We start from the raw sequence: 20,400 nt of genomic DNA, 5'->3' as shown, positions 1-20,400 counted from the left end.
GAAATATTTACACGCAAAATAGAGAAAAGTGAATTTGAGGATCCTCAAATTCACTTTTCTCATTATTTAGAAGCTAGTTATGTCCCAGCCTCTTTCCGTTATATCGTCTTATAGAGAATTACTGTGGATTTAACCCACGTTTTTTAATTTCATTTTTCAATAATTTCACCCAGTCACGATCTTGATCATTCTTTTCCGCATCACGATATGCCGCTACCAATTGCTCGTTGCTTAAAATTTTCAAGAAAAAACCTCCCTGTGAAATTAATTGCTTTTCTCTATTTTATGTGCCTGTTGAAAAAAAAGGGGAACAAAAAAGACCGAGAAGTTCAAAGAAAATAAATTGAGCACGGATACGCAATAACCTGTAGAAAAAGTTACTTCTATACGTTTCCGAAAAAACCATTTATTCTGATTTCATCGAACTAATTGCTTCCAGTTGAACGGTCATCTCGGACTTTTCGAACACCTATTTAATCATTATTTTACCTTTTTCATTGCAACTTGGAAAGGGTTTCACTAAAATTAATTCAAAAGTATGACTAATCTCGTATGTTTGTTCTTTTCAGATAAGCAGAGAGAGGGTGTTGTAATTGTTGACGTTAGCCCGCAACAACGACTTGCATCATATTCTTGAACAAAAGGGAGAACGTCCCTTTGCACTAGCTTTAAAGATGTCAAGTGCTCCGTCGCTGAGATAAAGGTAGGTGGAGGGCAATATTTATCCCACATCTAACTGGCAGTAAGACCCCCACCTCAAGAGTGAAGAGGAGTCGAAGAAGTCTAGGTGGGGGATAACTGCCAGTAAATGTCCGATTGGTTCAACTAACCATCAGTGGGGGATGAGAGAAAACCCCCACTGATGGAAGTTTCACTTTATTTTTGATTTAAAGCAAGAAGACTAAAAAGAATAAATGCAAAAGCGTTCTTTTCAGTCTTCCGTTTTTTTAATATATCTTATATTTAACTGTTATTATTGATTGGTTTGAATCTACTGTTCTACTAGAGAACGATGCATATAGGCGGCAGATTCAGAAAAATTAAGCTGAGAAAAGCTACACTTTACTATTAGCGCATAGAAATCCAAACACTTTTTACTTCTGTGTAGTTATTTAAGGCATATGAGCCCATTTCGCGGCCGATTCCCGACTCTTTATAACCCCCAAATGGCGCTGCTGCATCAAATGCATTATATGTGTTTACCCATACAGTTCCAGCTCTAATTTTACTGGCAAGATAATGGGCCTTCGCTAAGTCGCGAGTCCAAACGCCGGAAGCTAATCCATAGCTGCTGCTATTCGCTCTAGCAATTACTTCATCTAAATCATCGAAAGGCATAGCAGCAATGACTGGGCCAAAGATTTCTTCTTTAGCAATGGTCATTTCGTCGCGTACATCTGCAAAGATCGTTGGCTCGACAAAGTAGCCTCCATTATTTGGTTTATTTCCCCCTGCAAGCAATTCTGCTCCTTCATTGATTCCTTTATCAATATATCCCATTACCCGTTCTTGCTGTTCTGAAGAGACAAGCGGACCCATCTGTGTCTCTTTTTCAATGCCTGCACCTTGTTTTATTTTTTTGGCATGTGCGGCCATATCGGCGACAACATGGTCAAATTCTTTCTTTTGAATGAATACACGAGAACCAGCGCTGCAAACTTGGCCTTGATTAAACATAACGCCATTTAAAGCTCCTGGAATCGCTTTAGTCAGATCGGCATCAGGTAAGATAATATTTGGTGATTTTCCTCCTAATTCTAATGTAACCCGCTTCAATGACTGAGATGCTTTTGACATAATAAGCTTTCCGACCTCTGTTGATCCAGTAAAGGCAATCTTATCGACAAGAGGATGATCGACCAATGATGATCCTGCTGGTTCACCAAAGCCAGGAACAATATTGATTACACCTGGAGGGAATCCAGCTTCTTCAATTAATGAAGCTAAATAAAGGGCGGAAAGCGGTGTTTGTTCTGCTGGTTTAAGTACAATTGTACAGCCTGTTGCAAGTGCTGCACCTAGTTTCCACATCGCCATCAGTAGTGGAAAATTCCAAGGAATGATTTGGCCGACGACTCCAATTGCTTCGTGGCGTGTATAAGTAAAATAAGGGCCGGCAACCGGGATGGTTTGTCCAGTAATTTTGGTTGACCAGCCGGCATAATAGCGAAGGTGTTCAATAGCCAAAGGGATATCAGCATGTGTAGTTTCCCTAATTGGTTTTCCGTTATCTAACGTTTCTAATTGAGCTAATGCCTCACTATGCTCCTCCATTAAGTCAGCTAGTTTATAAATGAGACGACTTCTTTGAGCAGCACTTATTTTAGACCATTTGCCTTCATCGAACGCTTTTCTAGCTGCTCTCACAGCTAAATCAATATCTGCTGCTCCTGCCTCATAGACTTTTGCCAGTGTTTCACCAGTTGCTGGGTTAGGGGTATCGAATGTTTTTCCAGAGAGACTTTCCACAAATTCACCGTTGATATAAAGCAGTTTCGGTCCTTTGAGGAATTCACTTACACGTTCATCAATTTTGCTTTCCGTTTTTTGATTCATCGTCTACCTCCCTATTTGCTTTACAAGATATTTCTCACCTCTATGTTACTAATGAATATATATTGATTCAAGTAATAAAATTCGTAAAATTACGAAATATAATGGCATAAACTGATGAAAATCGACATTGCGCCTGTATCCTCTGATAAAGTATACTTTATGTAAAAATAGCAAAATTTAAAATTCGCTGTTGTTTTTTTAAAAACTATCATATAATTTAACTATGTTTATACTAGAGAGATTATTCAGGAGGGTGAAATATGTTTGATGAGAGAGCGGCGTTACAGATGAGAATAGAGCAGTTAAGAGAAGCAGAGGAACGTTTATTAAAGGAACTCCGAGCAGAGCGAATCACCATATACGAACGTTTAAGAGAGCTTGATGACAAAGAACCAAAAGGCGCAATGAATAAAGCGGCTGAAATTAATCAAAAGGTTTTGGAAGAAATGCCACAAACTCCCCAAGCGAATATTGAAAATGAAACGAATGCTTTTCAAGCTATGAATGTTGAAGAGCCTCAGGAAACGACGATCAAAAAAATCCGACGAAGCAGGCCATCAAGAAGAAGCAAATCTAGTAAAATGAGAGAGGTTGCCGTCGCAATATTAAAAGAACAGTCCGAGCCAATGCGCGGCATCGTACTAAAAAAGGAGATCGAACATAGAACGGGCCTGACTATTCCGAATATGACTTCTTTTATGAAAACAGTTGAAAATTTGTATGACCATATTAAAAAACCTGCTAGAGGACTATACATGTATGATGGATCATAAGAGGGATTGTAAAGCTTTTCGTTAGTTTCTATTGCTTGCACGATAAAAAAGTGAATAACAGCTTTCCAAAGGAATTCTCCCACTACAAAATTGTTTAAGTGGGAGATAAATCTTTTGCACAAAATAATCTTGCTTTAGTAGAAAAAAAGTAAGATGAAATATATCCTAGGACTTATGATAAACGACTAGTATAAAAAAGCTATTATTTTTTCCCTGCTTTTATTGAGAAATTCGCCCGAGCGTATACTTTGAATCAGACAAAAAGCAGCAGCTTCATAAACGATAGGAAGGGCTTTCTTATCATTAGAAGGTAATAAATGTATTTTGTTAAAGATATTTTCATTCATTAAAAACTTGCAGCATTTCTAAAAACATGGAATAAGAATGCTTTTTTGCTTACAAAAATATTGAAATGTCATATTTAAGTTTTGTAAAGTAAATTAGAGCGATATATAATCAAATCATCCCGATAACGGCAATGTTTAGATTGAGCTAACATATAAAACAACATTGCTATCGTCATTATGATATTATAATGTATGTGCAAATATTCACTATCATGAAAGAAAGGGATAGATGAGATGATAAATACGATTAATTTGCCAAAAGCGGTACAAGCAATGATCAAAAACAGAAAACAATCATTTCAGCAAGATAAGGAATATGGTTATTTAATAGGAAATGAAGGGTACGTAGCTGCTGATGAACCTGTTTTGTATGATGCTATCACTGCTTTAGCTTTAGGGAAAAATGTATTGCTGAAAGGCCCAACTGGTTCTGGAAAAACGAAGCTCGCTGAAACATTATCTGCAATTTTCTCCCAGCCTATGCATAGCATCAATTGTTCTGTTGATATGGATGCGGAAGCATTGCTCGGTTTTAAAACGATTCGACACATTGCAGGTAAAAGTGAGATCAGCTTTATACCTGGACCAGTCATAAAAGCAATGACAAAAGGGCATTTATTATATATCGATGAAATCAACATGGCGAAACCAGAAACATTGCCGATTTTAAATGGTGTTCTTGATTATCGCCATATGATCACGAATCCTTTTACGAGCGAAGTTGTTCAAGCACAAGAAGGATTTGGGGTTATTGCGGCAATTAATGAGGGCTATATTGGTACGGTTCCATTAAATGAAGCATTGAAAAATCGCTTTGTTGTCATAGATATTCCTTATATTCAAGCGGAAACGTTGAAGCGAGTTCTTGAAGTGGAAAGCAAACTCCAAGATCCAGTACTGCTGGATCGTTTTGTGATGTTATCAAAAGATTTAATTGTTCAAGTTAAAAATGGTGTTGTATCAGAGGAGGCGGCATCGATTAGAGCTCTCATTGATACGTGCGATTTAGCGTTATACTTACCTCCATTACGTGCTATTCGACGTGGAATTATGGATAAATTAGAAGATGCTCGCGAAAAGGCAGCAGTTCAAAATATTGCTGAAACATTGTTTGAGTAGGGAGCTGGTTGAATGAGACGTTTTATCCAATTTAATGATGAACAAGTAGATGCAAGTCTTTATATGGAGCTAACTGATTTAACAAAAACGTTAGCAGCGGATCAAGATTATCAAATTCAATTCGGTGCTCATTCTTATTTAGATAGCCATAGCAAAGTGGTTTATATAAGCCACTTTTGGCAGCATCGTCCAGAAGAACAGTGTAAAAATGGCATGAAAAGTGACGTATTCTTGCGAGTAATTGGCAATGCAAATTATACGGAAGAAGCCATTGTTGCTGACTATCATAAATACATTAAAAAGACAACAATCCAAAGCTTCGCAAAACAATTGATGATGATGGCTGAGGATTTGCGTCTCGAGGAAATTTGTAAGAGGGAACGTCCCGGCACGAAGCGTGTTTTTCAGCAGCGTCGTTTTATGCTACGCCGCTATTTTTCTACTCAGCTCCAAGTAAATTTGGAACAGAGCCGTTTTTCTGATGCATTGTTTAATGTTTGTTACTTATTATTAACAGCGGCTTCACCGATTATATCATTGCCTTTCCTAAACGAGTCCATTTCTTTTGCCATGCCAATTATTAGACAACAGCTTTCAGCCTTCTATGAAACAACAAATACGAGAGCAACAAGCGATCAATGTTTAGCCCTCATTGATGTGCTCCAAGAAGTGCTTGATGCTGATATGCTGCAAACGTATTTTCATTTGCCTGTACTAATAGGACATGGAGAAAATGGTCTTGCATTTACCGATTTAAAGAGAAAAGACCCATTGCAAAATCGAGATATTGCGAAAGAAGAGGAAGAGAGAGGAGCAGAACGCTTAGCAGAAAAAATGGACATGTGGCATCGGGAAACAAAAGAAATAGGAAGAACCTTTTTTTCCTTCGATTTAGAGAAAGGAACACAGACCCGCTTAGGAAGTGATGGGGGACGGGAGGAGGACGAAGGTGATCCAACGTTATTATCTATTGCTAAAGGTTCAAATCGACGTTCTGTTCGCAATGATTATGATGAGATAGAGGAGGCTGCACTCCATCGTAATATAGTTAAATCAGGCCATGACAAATATGGCTTTGCGAATCGATTTGCTTCTTCCATCTTCCTGACACCCGCTCATCCAACTTCCGAAGAAATGGATACGTATCGCACGTATAAACAAAAAATAGCAACACACTTAAAGAAATTAGTTAATATGATTCAGAAAACACTAGAACAGAAACAGACTGGACCACGGAAGAATGTACATTATGGTTCTCTTGATCAAAAGCTGGTGCGGTACTTTACGGAAGAGTATCCACGGCTTTTTTACAAAAAAAACGCTCCAGCTCCTGAATTGGATGCTGTTTTTATGCTTTTAGTCGATTGTTCAGCATCTATGGCAGACAAAATGGAACAAACAAAACTAGGGATTGTTTTGTTCCATGAAGCGTTAAGGTTGTTGCGCATTCAACATGAGATTGTAGGTTTTTGGGAAGACACTAGCAGTTCAACGACAGAAAAACAGCCCAATTATTTTTTTCCGGTCGTTTCAAATGTAAATTGTTTTCACAAGAAGCAAGGCGCAGCGATTATGCAGTTAAAGCCTGAGGAGGATAATCGGGATGGATATGCAATTCGCAAGGTAACAGAGAATCTAAAAGCCCGTTATGAAAAACAAAAGTTTTTGCTCATTTTCTCAGATGGAGAGCCAGCTGCCTTTCACTATGACCAAAATGGTATCGTTGATACACATGAAGCAGTTTTAAATGCCAGAAAGCAAGGAATTATTGTGATGAACGTCTTCCTCTCGAATGGAACAATTGAAGAGAGGCAAAAACGCACGATAGAAAATATTTATGGAAAATACAGTGTTCCTGTTTCAAATATTGATGAGCTGCCAGACATACTTTATCCATTGTTGAAAAAATTAATAGGCCAAATATTAAAGTAACAAAAGCATGTCCGAAAAAGGTATGAAAAAACCTTATCGATGATTCTTTTGAAAATGAAAGAAAGATGGGAAGAGAGACCTAGCTCCCATCTCTAAATAAATATAGTTGGCAGTGCTGCTTGATACAATGAGTAGGCTATCATGGCATTTCAAGATCTTTATACGCTGAATGAGATGATGCTTTCTTACTGCCAACTGTATATAAAAGATTGGCGGCCAGTAAGCGATTTCTAACGATAATTCCGAACCATGAGGCAAGTACTGCTTTAATAATGCCAACGATAACAAATGGTGTAAAACCACCTGCAAAGGCAGCAGTCCACGATAAATCAGCCTGATTTTTCCACCAAACTGTCCCAATCAATAGTGTTACAAACATGCCAATTGTATTTGCAATAATGGCATTTTTGATCGTAAAGGCAGTTTTTTCTAAGAAAAAACCGATGATAAAAGCAGCAGGAATAAAACCAACCAAAAATCCGCCTGTCGGGCCGATGAGAATGCCTAATCCTGCTGTTAATTGCGCAAAAACAGGAACGCCTATCATACCGATCAATAGGTAAAGGAAAACAGAAAGCGTTCCATATGCTGCTCCTAAGATGGTTGCTGCCAATCCAATAGCTAATGTTTGGCCAGTTATTGGTATAATCGGCAATGGGATTGTTATTTGTGCTAATATTCCTATGATAGCGGAGAAGAGTGCAGCAACAATCATCATTTTTAACTTATATCTTGATTCTATCATACGATTCCTTCTTTCTTCTTATCCAGCGTTCATAAGCTTTATTTTAGTTTAGCTTAACTTGATTCCTCATCTTATGTCAACTTTTATTTTTTAAGGTTTACTAAAGTGCTGCAATCATAAAGTCACCCAGCGGATTGCTTGATTGACTAGTCATGATAATTTTGTTGATGATGGTTATATTTAAAGCTGTTAAAATTAGTGAATTCCACTTCTAACTCAATATTTTTAAGCGCATTTTTTTTTAAATAAAATGCAGAAGGATTTGATTTAGAGAACGCCTTAAAATGATGACGATGAAAACGATACCAGCGATCTCCTAAGTTAAAGATGTCCAACTTTCTTTTGAAACCATGCTCATAAGTGTCAAAGATGACTTTTTTTAGAGATTTGCTTGTTTCTTCATGCAACTCCGAAAAAGAGATATTTTCTCTCTTTTCAACGAGAGAAGCTTGTACATTTGCATGAATATCAAATGTCGGAAATAATGACTGTTCCCTTACTTTAATATCCATCGTTGGATTGAATACTGAAATAACAGCAATTAAATCTCCATCCCTATAAATTGGCAATGTTTGTTTAAATGGCCTTTGAGATTTCCATATAAATCCTTTTAATTGATCCATTTTTAAAAATCCTTTATATTTTTTTTGCTGAAAAAAATAGGCTCCTTTTGTATAAATGACTGGATATGTGCCATCGGATTTCCATGTATGTTCACTAATCCCAAACGAAGGAATCATGACGCTGCCAATTGGTTTATAATAGTTGCTTACAATCATTTTTCCCGTCATTAGTTGAATGAAGTCTGTATCCCCGCTACCAATCGTATTTCTAGAGAGGTAGTTATGGAGCGGAGGATAATGAAATAGTACATTTTGCGACAGTATTTTTTCTAATGATTCATCTGTTGCAAACATGTTGACTGTATAGCGAAATGTTTCATTTCTTCCTAAGTCACTGATGATCTCTTTGAACTTATGCTTTAAAATTGTTTCACTAAAAATAATCGCTTTTAGATGTCCTAAAAATAGCGGTGGTTGTGATTTTGGAAAGAGGTTGCTCAGAGCTAAATAAATTGTCTTTCCTCTTCCAATTCCGATCCAATTCGGTATCGGTTCTGTTTGCCTGCCGCCTTCCTGTTTTGCGACATTCATGAAATCGATGGATTGCGTATAAACAATATACTCTTTTTTATCAAGGTCATAGTCAATGCCAATCGCAACAATATAAGTCAAATCTTGAATACTTCGATGGCCATGACATCCTGTTAAGAAGAGAAGGCAAGAAATACAAATGAAAAAAGCAGTTATTTTTTTCATTCATTTCCCTCTCTTTCAGCACTTTGCGGCATAGTTGAAGCTGCTCTTTTTTTATAAAAAAAAGCTGGTTTTTTCAATAAGCTGCCAATAATTTCTTTCCAAGAAAATGGTGCGAAATTTGAGAGGTAAGGAACCCCAAAAGATGATAATGTCGCCAAATAAATAACCAATCCTAAAAATCCTGTAATAAAGCCTAGTAATCCAAAAAATGTAGACAAAAATAAAATAAGAAACCTCGTCAGGGTAATGCTTGTTGTCAATGATTGATTCACAAGCGTATAGGAAGATACGAATGTGATAGAAGCGATAACAAGCATCGATGGTGAGGTTAAGCCTGATCGAATTGCTGCATCACCAACGATTAAACCTCCAAGGACAGCTACCGTTTGCCCAACAGCTTTTGGCAAACGGACACCAGCTTCATTAAAAAGTTCAAATAATACCAATGTGATAAACATTTCTTGTGCAGGCGATAAAGGCAATCCAACTCTAGAAATGGATATGGTCGCTACTAATTGGTAAGGAATTTGCTCGACATTAAATCCTATTAATGCTATCCACAATCCAGGCAGTAATGTTGCTAAAAATAATGAAAATAATCTTAATATCCGTTGGAATGAAGAGTAAATAAATTTTTGTGTTGCATCCTCTGGCGAATTAATAAGCATTGGTAAATTTACAGGTGCAATGGAGGCTGTTGGGCTTCCATCTATAATAAGCGCAAAGCGCCCCTGATTTAATGTTTGAATGACAAAATCAGGCCGTCCAGTACTGTCGAATAATGGAAAAAGAGAGTAAGGATTGTCCTTAATTAATTCTTCCAACTGTTGGGTGCTGACCATGATATCAATATCAATGTTGGAAAGGCGTGATTTTATATCTTGTAAAATATCGGGATTAATGACATCTTTAAAATAAAGAAGCGCAGTTCTTGTTTTGCTGCGATTTCCTAAAGTATATATTTCAACTGCCAAAGATGAACTTTTAAGCCGGCGTCTAATGAGAGAGAGATTCGTATTTAGATCCTCAACAAAACCATCTCTCGGTCCTCTAATAGATGACTCATAAGATGTTTCTTCTACATTGCGCAGAGGTATATCTAAGATATTAAGTTGATAGATCATGTCGTCAATGATAAATAATAATGAACCAGTTAGAAGAGCGTGAATAATTTCTTCTTTTGGCTTTTTCGATAAATGAATTGTTTGAAACAGCCGCGGAATTTCATTTATCAGATCTGTATCTTCTACATTTTCCTCTGCTAATTTTGTTAAAATCGTACGATCAATATATTTTTCATCTATCAGTGTTTCACAATACGCTAATAAAAGAGAAGGGAATTTTCCCATCGTTTTGATGTGAAAATCATCACTATCTTTCATTTCTTCTTGGAGCCAATCAGCTGTTCCTGAAGAATGTTTGGCATCTTTTTTTAGCATATCAGTAATTTTGATGGCTTGTTTCTTTTTTCGTTTTTTCATGCTGTTTACCTCGTTTTTCTGCGATGAAAATCATTATGATAAAAATGACACACATAGCAAGGAAGAAAAATGGCAGAGATGGAAAAAAGTAAACATAAATAAATTGATAAAATTGATAGCTCTGCAAAGGAATCAATTCCAAAATAAGCAGTCCGAAATAGAGAGCTGTGATAGTAAAGGTGCGGTGTTTTTCAGGTACGGCATAAGAAATTAAAATAATAAATAGGCTAATTCTAATGAGTGCACTGCTTAACCATTGCCAAAGGGCAAAAAAATCAAGGTGAGTAATATATTCTCCAATCTTTAATAGACGCCATTGTTCAAATGCTGGATAGCGAAAATTCTTCCCTTCTACGGGGCCAAATTCCATGATCGTCCCTGTTAAGGGTCCGAGAAGCAGCCCTAAATAAATGAATCCTAACAATAGTATGTGCCTATACTTGATTTTATTATGTATGTTAGGTACTAAAAGAATGACGATAAATAGCTCAAATAATCCAGCAAGGATATAGATTAATCCACGTAGCACTGGCTTAAAGCCATCCATTAAAATCGGAAAGAGCAGATCAACATTTTTTTCAGTAGTGTTAGCAGCGGCAATAAAAAAACCTAGAATAACAACTATTGGCAAAATAATGCCGCTAGAAATTGCTAACGTTTTTAAACCAAGCCTTGTCGCAATATAACAAAGCAATAAAAATAAGATGAAAGTAGTAACATATGGAAGGTCCGTTACGAAATAAATACTAATCCAAATGGTCGTATCTTTTAATGTAACATAAGTACTAATATATAAAAAAAGTAAGATGGGAACGAGATAAGCAATAGCGGCTTTTTTCCCAAAATGATTTTTCCACCAATCAAACATATTTTGCTGATTGGTTTTTTTTATGATAAAAAAAACCATCCAAGCAAATAGAATCAGCGGAAAGATCGATAAGATCGCACTAATCCACGCGTCTCTACTTGCAGTATTAAGCACAAATGGAATAATGATGACATGATTAAGAAGACCTGTCGATAAAATTAACGTGATAAATACTTGCTTTGTTACTAATACATTTTGCCCTGGAGTTTTCATCTTTCCCACCATTCTTTTCCATATTATAGACTTAGTATGGCTAACATAATGAGAAAATAACCGTGAATTCCTCGTAACACAACTATTCCTTCATGTCATCCTCTTCATGAACTTATCTTTTAAAGCCGCACAATTAGTATTGCATTCTAGTTATCCCACATCTAACTGGCAGTAAGACCCCCACCTCGGGGAGTAAGAGGAATCGAAGAAGTCTAGGTGGGGGAAACTGCCAGTAAATGTCCGATTGGTTCGGGCCTACAGGACGTAGGTCACAAAGGCGTTGCAACAGGATAAGGAAAGCTTCGGCAGCGATACATCGCACGAAGAAAAGCGGTTTCCTTTTCGAGGACGTTGCGATCTTAGCCTTTGTTCTACTTCTTGTCCAGTGGGGGATGAAAGAAAACCCCCACTGATGGAAGTTTCGCTTTATTATCATCTTTCTCCTAAAAATGAGATTTTCACATTAGATGACATTCTTATTTCATTTTCTTAAATTTTTCATTTTTACGAGAAAATCTTTGCTGGATTTGATAGAATCAAAAAAGAGATTTATGTTTCAAATAATGCAATGGATGTGAAACTGCGAGATGAAGAAAATTGCAAGTTTAATTGTATTCATGGTTCTAACAATGAGTACGCTGTCAGCCGCTTTTGCTCAAGATGAGACAGGCATTGAGTTGGAAAGTGAATCTGCTGTCTTAATGGATACAAAAAGCGGAAAAATATTATATGAAAAAAATAGTTCACAAAGAATGGCTCCGGCTAGTTTAACAAAAATCGCAACAGCTATTTATGCTATTGAAACGAGTGATTTGGAAGAAATCGCAGTAGTAAGCGAGAATGCAGAACGTGTAGAAGGTACGAGAGTCTATTTAGAGGCTGGCGAGACAATGTCATTAAGACAGCTTATTCAAGGTTTACTCATTAATTCTGGGAATGACGCTGCGATTGTGATTGCTGAGCATATACACGGATCGACAGAAAAGTTTGCGGAGCATCTTAATCAATATTTAAAAGAAAAAATTGGAGTGCAAAACACTCATTTTCTAAACCCCCATGGTTTATATGAAGAAAATCATTATACAAGCGCTGCTGATATGGCTAAAATCACTAATTATGCTCTTCAAAATGATATTTTTCGAGAAATTTTTGGCACAAAGCAGATGGAATGGCATGGCGAATCGTGGGACACAACTTTGGTTACACATCATCTTTTGTTGAAAGGGGAGTATGCTATAGCAGAGACCGTTGTTGGCGGAAAAACTGGCTATGTAGATGAATCCCTTCATACACTTGCTACTGCTGCAAAAAATGACCAGATTGAATTAACGGTAGTGACATTAAAATCTAGAACGAAAGAAGCTGGATATTCAGATACGCTGAATTTGCTTCATTACGGATTTCAAAACTATCAAACACAAAAACTATCTAATGATAAAGAATACAAAGTTGGAAATCATACTTATAAATCTTTTGAAAGCATTTATTATACAAAACCAATTGATGAGTTCGTATCAGAAGAGATTAATGAAAACGGCACATTAAAAATAAAAGATGTTCAAGGCAAACTCTTGGATTCTTTTCAGTTGACGCCAATTCAGGCGAAGGCTGCGCAATCTAATCAAGAAGGGGAGCAGCTGTTTTTTAAACATCGACAACCAACGTTGCTCATATATAGTTTTTTACTTGTTGTTAGTATGCTGTTTATTTGGAAGATCGTAGCAGGGATTTTGAAAAAAAAGCACTAGTAGCCAATGATCGGCTCACTAGTGCTTTTTTACCAGCTTCGACCCGCACCGCCGCCGCCAGATGATCCGCCGCCCCCTCTGCTTCCACCGTCGCCGCTGCCGCCACCGCCGCCTCGGCTTATGAAGAATGCTAGGAGCTGCAGTAACGTATGTGTAAGAGCGCCTTTAAAAAGTTTCATATCTAAGATAATAAAGACAATGATAATTGAAACAATTAATATTACTTCTAATGCCGAGAGCCCTTCTCCTTCGGTATAGTAGCTTTCGGCATCAGTAACTTGCTTCCACTGATACTCCTCTGCGACTTCATTAAACAGTTTCTTATATGTGTTCGCAATAGCAGCACCAATGTTGCCCTCTTTTAGATAGGGAAGGGCATAGTCATCAAGGATGCGGCCAACTTTCCCATCAGGGAGGGCGCCTTCAAGTCCATAGCCAACTTCAACTTGGATTTTCCTATCTTCCTTGGCAAGGAGAATAAGCACCCCATTGTTCATATCTTTGTCGCCTAGCTCATATGTTCGAAAAGCTTGTACTGCATAGTTTCTTATGTCTTCTCCTTCTAAAGAGGGAATGGTTAAAACAGCTATCTGTGCTTTCGTATGCCGATGGAGCTGGTGTCCGAGCTGAATCAACTCTTGTTTTTCATTTTCGGATAAAACTTGGGCATAATCTTGAACATAGATTTCCACGCCCGGCTTCGGAATTTCAACAGCATCCGCCTTTCCCGCTATGAAACTAACTGCTAACAAAAATAGCAGTGGAAATAGGAGGAGCGATTTTCGCATTACTCTCCATCTCCTTCAAAATCTACAGGCGGAGCATCTTTCGCAGTTTCATCCGCTTTAAAATATTCCTTTTGGTCAAAGTTGAACATTTTCGCTGTTATATTTCCTGGAAATTGCTTTGCTTTTTTATTAAATGATGAGACTTGATCATTATAGTCTTGGCGGGCAACCGCAATGCGATTTTCCGTACCTGCTAACTCATCCATTAATTGCTGAAAGTTTTCATTCGCTTTTAAGTCTGGGTAGTTTTCTGAGATTGCAAGCAATCTACTTAAAGCGTTAGACAGCTCTGCGTCAGCATTTGCTTTATCAGCAGGAGAACCAGCACCAGCAAGTTTTGCTCTTGCATCAGAAACACTTTCAATTACTTCTTTTTCATGTGTAGCATAGCCTTTAACAGTGTTAACAAGATTAGGTATTAAATCTAATCGTCTTTGTAGTTGATTTTCAATCTGTGCATACGATTTCTCCACATTTTCGTCTGCTGTTACAAATCCGTTATAGCTAGAAACGACTGGAACTACCAAAATCGCTAGCAAAATAACGACAGTAACAATTGCTATTAACCCTTTTTTCATTTGTATCACTCCTATGTCGTAAGCCTTTTGTATCAGTAAACTTTCAAGCACTTAGATATGCTAAACAGGTTGTTTAAGCGCAGCTTAAAGTGTTCACATAGAGTTATAGGCTTTTATATCACGATTCATTATTTGGATGTTCAAGAATCGTTATATCTCTTATACTATTTTACAAGAAAAAAGTTTCATTTTAAATCACAATTAACGAAGTTTTTTTAAAAATAAGGAAGCATGAAATGAGAATATCATGACTATGCAATCCTTTTTCATCTATATAAAAACTAAAGCTAAGTGCACTTGTCTTTTTGTGAATACATGAAGTGCTGGCTCGATCCTATCGGACATCTATTCTTATCTAGCATAAGTGGGATAAAAAACGATCAGAGGCTGATCCCAATGATCTTGGGCCAGCCTCTAGGCTATTCTAATCTGCAATACATAATTGGACATCCTTCACAGCCGATCTCGTCTCTTAAATATTGCAGATCATGAATCATTATTTTCCCTTCGCACATGGAAATAATGCCTCTTTTTTTCAAGTCGCTTAACATTCGATTAACGCTTTCACGAGAAGTACCACTAAAATTACCAAGCTCTTGATTTGTAAATGGAAAATCGATCAAGATTCCATCAGCTTTTTTGACACCGTAGCTATTTGTCATTCTAATCAATGTGGAAAAAACAGCACCTTTTTTTCCGTGAAGAAGAAGATCGCGAAATTTTGTTTGTGTATTCCGATATTGATCACTCATCCACTTCAGAAATTCCATTGCAAACGCACCGCTTTTGAATAATTCTTCTTCCATTTTTTCTTTGCTGATAAAAGCGGCTTCCCCATCTTCAATCACTTTGGCCGTAAGCATAAAGGTAGGAAAATGTGAAAAAATAATTGCTTCGCCAACAATATCGTTCTGCCCACAAAGACGGAAGGTCAATTCTCTTCCATCCTCCGTAATTTTACTTACTTGCACCTTTCCTGATAAAATAAGATACAGTCCTTTAGCTTGCATACCTTCCTGAAATAGATATTGTCCTTTTTTTATTTTAAACGTGTGGTCGACAAAGCGCATTAACTCATTTATAGGGATCGTTTTTGTTGCCATTAGGACTCACCACCTTTATTTTCTGGTAACAAAATGCGATTCACGTAGTCTGAAAGCAGTCATCCTTATTTACGTATATATCCCAATTTCATCTTTTCTACATTATATATGATAGAAACGAAATGGACACAGTATTTTTTTGACTAAACAAGGAATTTTTACGCTATATCATTATTGAAGGATTTTTTACTCATGGAAATTGATTGTATGAATGTGTTTTTTATGATGCCCTCCATCTCATTAAAAAAACGCTTGATAAAGAAATAAGAAACGGATAGATATTTTTCGTTATTTTTTCCTAGATTATTTTTAACTTTCTTAAAAACTGGTACAATGGTTACAAATATGCTTATCACGTTTTCATTAGGATAAACATCTCTTTGTTAGGAAGGGAGAAGTCAATTAACGGGATATAGAACGTAATGATCCCTCAAGACTTGTTGTAATTGTTCAGTTATTTAGTGAACTTGTTTAAACTTCAGGGACACTCGACTGTTGGGTCTACACCTGTAAGGTTACTGTTCAATTTTACTGGGAAAGGCAGTGCCGATAACTGTTATATAGAACAGGAGATGATCTTTGTGAAAGTGTTCGATCGGTTCAATAGACCATTGCAAGATTTGCGCATTTCTCTAACGGATCGCTGTAATTTTCGCTGCCAATACTGCATGCCTGCTGAGATTTTTGGTCCTGGTTATGCTTTTTTGCCTAGGGAACAAATCTTATCTTTTGAAGAAATAGAAACGTTGGGGCAAATTTTTGCAGATTTAGGAGTGAAAAAGCTTCGTTTAACAGGAGGAGAGCCGCTCCTCCGTAAAGATGTTGCTGTGCTTATTCAGCGGCTCCTCCATATACAAGGGATTGAAGATATTGGTTTAACGACGAATGGCATTTTGTTGACGAAACAAGCTAAAAGCTTATATGAGGCAGGTTTGCGCAGGTTGAATATTTCTTTGGATGCTTTAAATGATGACGTGTTTCACAGTTTAAATGGTCGTCATATTGGTGCAAAATATGTGTTGCAAGGTATTGATGCAGCATTAGAGGCTGGATTTAATGTGAAAGTCAATATGGTCGTTCAAAAAGGAATCAATGATCAAGAAATCATTCCAATGGCTTCTTATTTTCGCAGCAAAAAGGTCACACTTCGATTTATTGAATTTATGGATGTTGGGAATTCTAATGAATGGAAGTGGGAGAAGGTGATGACGAAGCAGGAAATATGGGAGCAATTATCTTCTCATTTTAATTTAGAACCTGTAGAACAAGCATATTTTGGGGAAGTGGCAAAAAGATATCGGTACAAAGGAGAACAAACTGAAATCGGTTTTATTACCTCTGTATCAGAATCGTTCTGCTCTAGCTGTACCAGGGCTAGAATATCAGCAGATGGAAAGCTATACACATGTTTATTTGCAAATGAAGGATTTGATTTGAAAGCGTTGCTTCGAGGCGGATCGAGCAGAGAAGAAGTGCGAGAAAAAATCATTGATATTTGGAATCAACGGCATGATCGCTATTCGGATAAGAGAACGGAAGAAACGGGAAACAATAAAAAGAAAATAGAAATGTCATACATCGGCGGGTAAATGAAAGCAAACGGAAACCAACCATCAGTAGGAGACGCCTTATAAATGAAGGACGAAAGAATCAGAACCTGTCAACTGAGGCAATCTTGAGTGGTCTCCAGTGCTCAATAAAGAAAGATACCTTATCGTTCTGTCATGCTGATTCATATCGTATCGAACATTTACTAAATAGAAGTGAGATGTTAGAAGTATAAGATGGGAATCGTTTACTTCTAACTTCTCACCTATCACCTTTAAAGGCTGTGGATCTTGCTGTTGGCTAGATGTAGGATAAAACAACAATATACGATAAGACATGAGGGAGAGAAGGCTATGTTTGGGAGAAAAGGACAAGCGAAGAAAACGGAAAGAGAAAAACAACTGGAACAGCAGATTGCTAAGCTAGAAGCAGAAAAACAAAGCAAGGATGAAGCAATAAGAAATTGGTTCTCAGGACTGCATTCAGAACTGGCAAATATTTTAGAGTTTAAAGACAAAGGAAAAGAAACACACCAGCGTTTGGCAGAGTGGATGGAAGAAATGAAAGAAAAAATGGCAGCTGTGTCTAATCTTAGTAATGATAGGGCAGCACAAACAGATCATTTAGCTAGTAAAGGAGAAGAAATAAACAAACTTTCAGAACAAATGGCGGCGCAATCTCATGAGGGGAGCAGCTATATGGAAAATGCAGAACGCATTATTCACGAATTGGGAAATCAAATAAAAGAAACCCAAGAAAAAATGCTGCATCTTAGCGATCGATCTAGTGAAATTAAATCGATTGTACAAGTTATAAAGGAAATTGCGGAACAAACGAACTTACTTGCTTTAAATGCATCTATTGAAGCGGCTAGAGCTGGTGAACACGGGAAAGGCTTTGCTGTGGTAGCTGCTGAAGTCCGAAAATTGGCTGAAAATACAGCAGAAAGTACAGAGCATATTAGTACACTGACATTAGCTGTAGAAACGGAAATTGATGAGTCTTTAAAGGCAACGCAAAAGAGTGCTTCACTTGTGGAAGAAGGGGTAGAGGTGAGTTCGCAAGCTGCCAATAAAGTAGCCGAGGTACTGCATTCTATTAACACAGGGCAGAAGAACATCGGAGATATTCAAGCAGCCATGCAAGATCAATTGACTCATACTAAGAGAATCAATCAACAAATGGAAGATATTGAACGTTTATTCCAAGATTTTCAGGAAATGTTGTTAAAAGAACAAGAAAATGCCAGACAAATGGAAAGGACCCTAGCTGCTGGTATAGAACATTTACAAAATGAACCAGTGTGACACACAGATGATCTCAATCTAATAGATTCATTGATAACCGTATGACATAAAAAAGACCGGAGGGTTGATAATGGTAGAAAGACGTCGTCCCATTTTTGTGAAAGATGCAATTGATAAAGTGATGGAACAAAAACGACGAGGCCAAACAGAAATATTGGCTATTTCAGATTGTGAAGATCGTTTTTTGGCTGAGCCTATTATTGCAACACATGACGTACCGCCATTCGATCGTTCGCCATATGATGGCTTCGCTATCAGATCGATTGATACAGAAGGATGTTCATCAACCAATCCACTTCAATTTAAAGTTATCGATGAAATTGGAGCGGGACAAGTAAGCAATATGCAGGTTCGCGAGAGAGAAGCAATTAGAATCATGACTGGAGCTGCAATTCCGAAAGGTGCAGATGCAGTCGTCATGTTGGAGCTTGTGAAAGAAAGTGAAAGTGATCGACAGAAGTTTATCACACTATCTCGCATGATGAAAGAAAATGATAACATTTCTTTTAAAGGAGAAGATACGAGGAAGGGTACAGAATTAATAGAAAAGGGAACTTTGATTAATCCTGGAGTAAAGGCTTTACTTGCAACCTTCGGGTATCATAAAGTAAAAGTAGCAAAAAAACCAGTGCTCGGTTTAATTGCTACTGGAAGTGAATTGTTGGATGTTTCCGAACCATTGCAGCCAGGCAAAATTCGCAATAGCAACGGACCGATGATTGAGGCGCAAATTAAACGAGCAGGTGGGAGCGTACGAAAATATGATCTGTGCCAAGATGATCTGCCATCTCTTTATCAAATGATACATAAAGCAATAGAGGAGTGTGATATGGTCATTACGACAGGCGGGGTATCTGTAGGTGATTTTGATTACCTGCCACACATTTATGAGCAGCTTCAAGCACAGCTATTGTTTAATAAAATTGGCATGCGGCCAGGAAGTGTAACAAGTGTAGCCGAAAAAGAAGGCAAACTGTTATTTGGCCTTTCTGGTAATCCTTCTGCTTGCTATGTTGGTTTTGAATTGTATGTTCGTCCAATAATCCGCTACTGGCTTCATTCCAATAAACCATTTTTAAAGAGCGGCAAGGCATATTTGCAGAAGGATTTTCCTAAAGCGAATCCATTTCATCGTTTTGTACGAAGCAGTGTCGATTTTTCTAATGGCAAGCTTTGCGTGGAACCTGTTGGCCTTGATAAATCGAATGTTGTTACCTCCCTTGCATGGGCAAATTCTTTGATGGTTTTACCAGGTGGAACAAGGGGATATAAGCAAGGAGATGTTGTCAACGTTCTTTTTTTAGAAGAGCAGAGGGGAAGTGCAGTCTTATGGGAAGAAATACCAAAATCTTCCAGATAGTTGGCTATCAAAATAGCGGCAAAACAACGTTAATAACTAATCTGCTTGCAAAAGGAGCATCGCTAGGAAAACGGATTGGTACAATCAAACATCATGGCCATGGTGGAGTTCCTTCGACAAGCATTCCTTCTAAAGATTCAGACCACCATTTGAAAGCAGGGGCTGCTCTATCTGGAGTTGCAGGAGAGGGAGCCCTGCTCCTTCAATTGCCTGCTCAAGAATGGCAATTAGACACACTACTACAGCTCTATCAGCTATTTGCATTCGATCTTATTTTAATAGAAGGCTTCAAACTTGCACCTCATCCAAAAGCAGTCCTTCTTCGCCAGCAGCAGGATTTAATTCTTTTGGAGCAATTGGATCATATTCAGGCTGTCATTTCTCGGTTTCCTTTACCGCAAAATGTGGTCTCTTCATCTATTCCTGTTTTTAAAATAGATGAATGTTCAATATTTATCCAATGGTTTTATCAAACATATTTGCTAAATAAATGAGTAAATGATAGGAAAAGACTAAAGCAGCATGCCTTCTGTCTTTTTTTTTGTTTTAAAAAACGTGATTAAGGTATAATAAGTCTATTCTATAGAAAGAAAGGAGAAACGAACCGCAAAAAAA

17 protein-coding genes are annotated in these 20,400 nt (G+C 37.5%); 8 read left to right on the top strand and 9 right to left on the bottom strand.

The annotated features are described in order from the left end of the window. Positions 1–118: 118 nt before the first annotated feature. Positions 119–244 (bottom strand): sporulation histidine kinase inhibitor Sda, encoded by a 126-nt coding sequence (gene sda, locus J2S08_RS16660; RefSeq protein WP_307231493.1) that lies wholly within the window; start codon positions 242–244, stop codon positions 119–121. Positions 245–1,068: 824 nt separating this feature from the next. Further along, positions 1,069–2,556, bottom strand: coding sequence for an aldehyde dehydrogenase family protein (locus J2S08_RS16655; protein WP_307231491.1), 1,488 nt, complete (start codon positions 2,554–2,556; stop codon positions 1,069–1,071). Positions 2,557–2,816: 260 nt separating this feature from the next. Between J2S08_RS16655 and J2S08_RS16650 the strand changes: the two genes are divergently transcribed. The 3 genes from J2S08_RS16650 (at position 2,817) to J2S08_RS16640 (ending at position 6,727) form a co-directional block, all read left to right on the top strand. Beyond that, positions 2,817–3,329: a Rok-like winged helix domain-containing protein gene (locus tag J2S08_RS16650; RefSeq protein ID WP_307231489.1), complete on the top strand. Its 513-nt coding sequence runs from the start codon at positions 2,817–2,819 to the stop codon at positions 3,327–3,329. Positions 3,330–3,949: 620 nt separating this feature from the next. Further along, positions 3,950–4,795: an ATP-binding protein gene (locus J2S08_RS16645; protein ID WP_370875706.1), complete on the top strand. Its 846-nt coding sequence runs from the start codon at positions 3,950–3,952 to the stop codon at positions 4,793–4,795. Between the two features lie 12 nt (positions 4,796–4,807). Next, on the top strand, positions 4,808–6,727 hold the full coding sequence (locus tag J2S08_RS16640; protein WP_307231486.1) for a vWA domain-containing protein: 1,920 nt from the start codon (positions 4,808–4,810) through the stop codon (positions 6,725–6,727). A gap of 139 nt (positions 6,728–6,866) precedes the next feature. Here the strand turns inward: J2S08_RS16640 and J2S08_RS16635 are convergent, their stop codons facing one another. From J2S08_RS16635 to J2S08_RS16620, 4 genes are all read right to left on the bottom strand, one after another. Next, complete coding sequence (locus tag J2S08_RS16635) at positions 6,867–7,472, bottom strand: biotin transporter BioY (protein WP_307231484.1); 606 nt, start codon at positions 7,470–7,472, stop codon at positions 6,867–6,869. 146 nt (positions 7,473–7,618) lie between these two features. Then, entirely contained in the window at positions 7,619–8,791 is a 1,173-nt protein-coding gene (locus J2S08_RS16630; RefSeq protein ID WP_307231481.1) for a Ger(x)C family spore germination protein, read from the bottom strand. Further along, entirely contained in the window at positions 8,788–10,272 is a 1,485-nt protein-coding gene (locus J2S08_RS16625) for a spore germination protein (protein ID WP_307231479.1), read from the bottom strand. The genes J2S08_RS16630 and J2S08_RS16625 overlap by 4 nt, the downstream gene beginning before the upstream one ends. Next, positions 10,232–11,353 (bottom strand): endospore germination permease, encoded by a 1,122-nt coding sequence (locus J2S08_RS16620; RefSeq protein WP_307231477.1) that lies wholly within the window; start codon positions 11,351–11,353, stop codon positions 10,232–10,234. The genes J2S08_RS16625 and J2S08_RS16620 overlap by 41 nt, the downstream gene beginning before the upstream one ends. A gap of 587 nt (positions 11,354–11,940) precedes the next feature. Between J2S08_RS16620 and J2S08_RS16615 the strand changes: the two genes are divergently transcribed. Continuing rightward, the gene (locus J2S08_RS16615) at positions 11,941–13,101 is read left to right on the top strand and encodes a D-alanyl-D-alanine carboxypeptidase family protein (protein ID WP_307231475.1); all 1,161 of its coding nucleotides are present in this window, start codon (positions 11,941–11,943) and stop codon (positions 13,099–13,101) included. 29 nt (positions 13,102–13,130) lie between these two features. On the opposite strand, the gene J2S08_RS16610 is transcribed toward J2S08_RS16615, so the two are convergent. The 3 genes from J2S08_RS16610 to J2S08_RS16600 all read right to left on the bottom strand — a co-directional run bounded on the left by J2S08_RS16610 (position 13,131) and on the right by J2S08_RS16600 (position 15,570). Then, positions 13,131–13,889 (bottom strand): TPM domain-containing protein, encoded by a 759-nt coding sequence (locus tag J2S08_RS16610; RefSeq protein ID WP_307231472.1) that lies wholly within the window; start codon positions 13,887–13,889, stop codon positions 13,131–13,133. Continuing rightward, complete coding sequence (locus J2S08_RS16605) at positions 13,889–14,467, bottom strand: LemA family protein (RefSeq protein ID WP_307231470.1); 579 nt, start codon at positions 14,465–14,467, stop codon at positions 13,889–13,891. The genes J2S08_RS16610 and J2S08_RS16605 overlap by 1 nt, the downstream gene beginning before the upstream one ends. Positions 14,468–14,886: 419 nt before the next feature. Beyond that, positions 14,887–15,570 carry a Crp/Fnr family transcriptional regulator gene (locus tag J2S08_RS16600; RefSeq protein WP_307231468.1) on the bottom strand — a complete coding sequence of 228 codons (684 nt, stop codon included), beginning with the start codon at positions 15,568–15,570 and terminating at the stop codon, positions 14,887–14,889. A 572-nt stretch (positions 15,571–16,142) separates the two neighbouring features. On the opposite strand from J2S08_RS16600, the gene moaA reads away from it, so the two are divergent. The 4 genes from moaA (at position 16,143) to mobB (ending at position 20,279) form a co-directional block, all read left to right on the top strand. Next, positions 16,143–17,159: a GTP 3',8-cyclase MoaA gene (gene moaA / locus J2S08_RS16595; RefSeq protein WP_307231467.1), complete on the top strand. Its 1,017-nt coding sequence runs from the start codon at positions 16,143–16,145 to the stop codon at positions 17,157–17,159. 312 nt (positions 17,160–17,471) lie between these two features. Further along, positions 17,472–18,425 carry a methyl-accepting chemotaxis protein gene (locus J2S08_RS16590; protein WP_307231465.1) on the top strand — a complete coding sequence of 318 codons (954 nt, stop codon included), beginning with the start codon at positions 17,472–17,474 and terminating at the stop codon, positions 18,423–18,425. Between the two features lie 70 nt (positions 18,426–18,495). Further along, positions 18,496–19,785, top strand: coding sequence for a molybdopterin molybdotransferase MoeA (locus J2S08_RS16585; protein ID WP_307231463.1), 1,290 nt, complete (start codon positions 18,496–18,498; stop codon positions 19,783–19,785). Continuing rightward, entirely contained in the window at positions 19,755–20,279 is a 525-nt protein-coding gene (gene mobB, locus J2S08_RS16580) for a molybdopterin-guanine dinucleotide biosynthesis protein B (RefSeq protein WP_307231461.1), read from the top strand. Before J2S08_RS16585 ends, mobB begins: the two co-directional genes overlap by 31 nt. Positions 20,280–20,400 lie beyond the last annotated feature (121 nt).

It is taken from the genome of Bacillus chungangensis (genome assembly GCF_030812995.1).
In the GTDB taxonomy this organism is placed as follows: domain Bacteria; phylum Bacillota; class Bacilli; order Bacillales; family Bacillaceae_C; genus Bacillus_CF; species Bacillus_CF chungangensis.
The sequence above is the reverse complement of the archived record's forward strand: the minus strand, read 5'-3'. Positions and strand labels throughout refer to the sequence as shown.

Excerpts from the sequence above, each read along its gene's own strand:
- J2S08_RS16655 (WP_307231491.1), bottom strand. The coding sequence starts at position 2,556 with ATGAATCAAAAAACGGAAAGCAAAATTGATGAACGTGTAAGTGAATTC.
- J2S08_RS16650 (WP_307231489.1), top strand. The coding sequence starts at position 2,817 with ATGTTTGATGAGAGAGCGGCGTTACAGATGAGAATAGAGCAGTTAAGA.
- J2S08_RS16645 (WP_370875706.1), top strand. The coding sequence starts at position 3,950 with ATGATCAAAAACAGAAAACAATCATTTCAGCAAGATAAGGAATATGGT.
- J2S08_RS16640 (WP_307231486.1), top strand. The coding sequence starts at position 4,808 with ATGAGACGTTTTATCCAATTTAATGATGAACAAGTAGATGCAAGTCTT.
- J2S08_RS16635 (WP_307231484.1), bottom strand. The coding sequence starts at position 7,472 with ATGATAGAATCAAGATATAAGTTAAAAATGATGATTGTTGCTGCACTC.
- J2S08_RS16630 (WP_307231481.1), bottom strand. The coding sequence starts at position 8,791 with ATGAAAAAAATAACTGCTTTTTTCATTTGTATTTCTTGCCTTCTCTTC.
- J2S08_RS16625 (WP_307231479.1), bottom strand. The coding sequence starts at position 10,272 with ATGAAAAAACGAAAAAAGAAACAAGCCATCAAAATTACTGATATGCTA.
- J2S08_RS16620 (WP_307231477.1), bottom strand. The coding sequence starts at position 11,353 with ATGAAAACTCCAGGGCAAAATGTATTAGTAACAAAGCAAGTATTTATC.
- J2S08_RS16615 (WP_307231475.1), top strand. The coding sequence starts at position 11,941 with ATGAAGAAAATTGCAAGTTTAATTGTATTCATGGTTCTAACAATGAGT.
- J2S08_RS16610 (WP_307231472.1), bottom strand. The coding sequence starts at position 13,889 with ATGCGAAAATCGCTCCTCCTATTTCCACTGCTATTTTTGTTAGCAGTT.
- J2S08_RS16605 (WP_307231470.1), bottom strand. The coding sequence starts at position 14,467 with ATGAAAAAAGGGTTAATAGCAATTGTTACTGTCGTTATTTTGCTAGCG.
- J2S08_RS16600 (WP_307231468.1), bottom strand. The coding sequence starts at position 15,570 with ATGGCAACAAAAACGATCCCTATAAATGAGTTAATGCGCTTTGTCGAC.
- moaA (WP_307231467.1), top strand. The coding sequence starts at position 16,143 with ATGATCTTTGTGAAAGTGTTCGATCGGTTCAATAGACCATTGCAAGAT.
- J2S08_RS16590 (WP_307231465.1), top strand. The coding sequence starts at position 17,472 with ATGTTTGGGAGAAAAGGACAAGCGAAGAAAACGGAAAGAGAAAAACAA.
- J2S08_RS16585 (WP_307231463.1), top strand. The coding sequence starts at position 18,496 with ATGGTAGAAAGACGTCGTCCCATTTTTGTGAAAGATGCAATTGATAAA.
- mobB (WP_307231461.1), top strand. The coding sequence starts at position 19,755 with ATGGGAAGAAATACCAAAATCTTCCAGATAGTTGGCTATCAAAATAGC.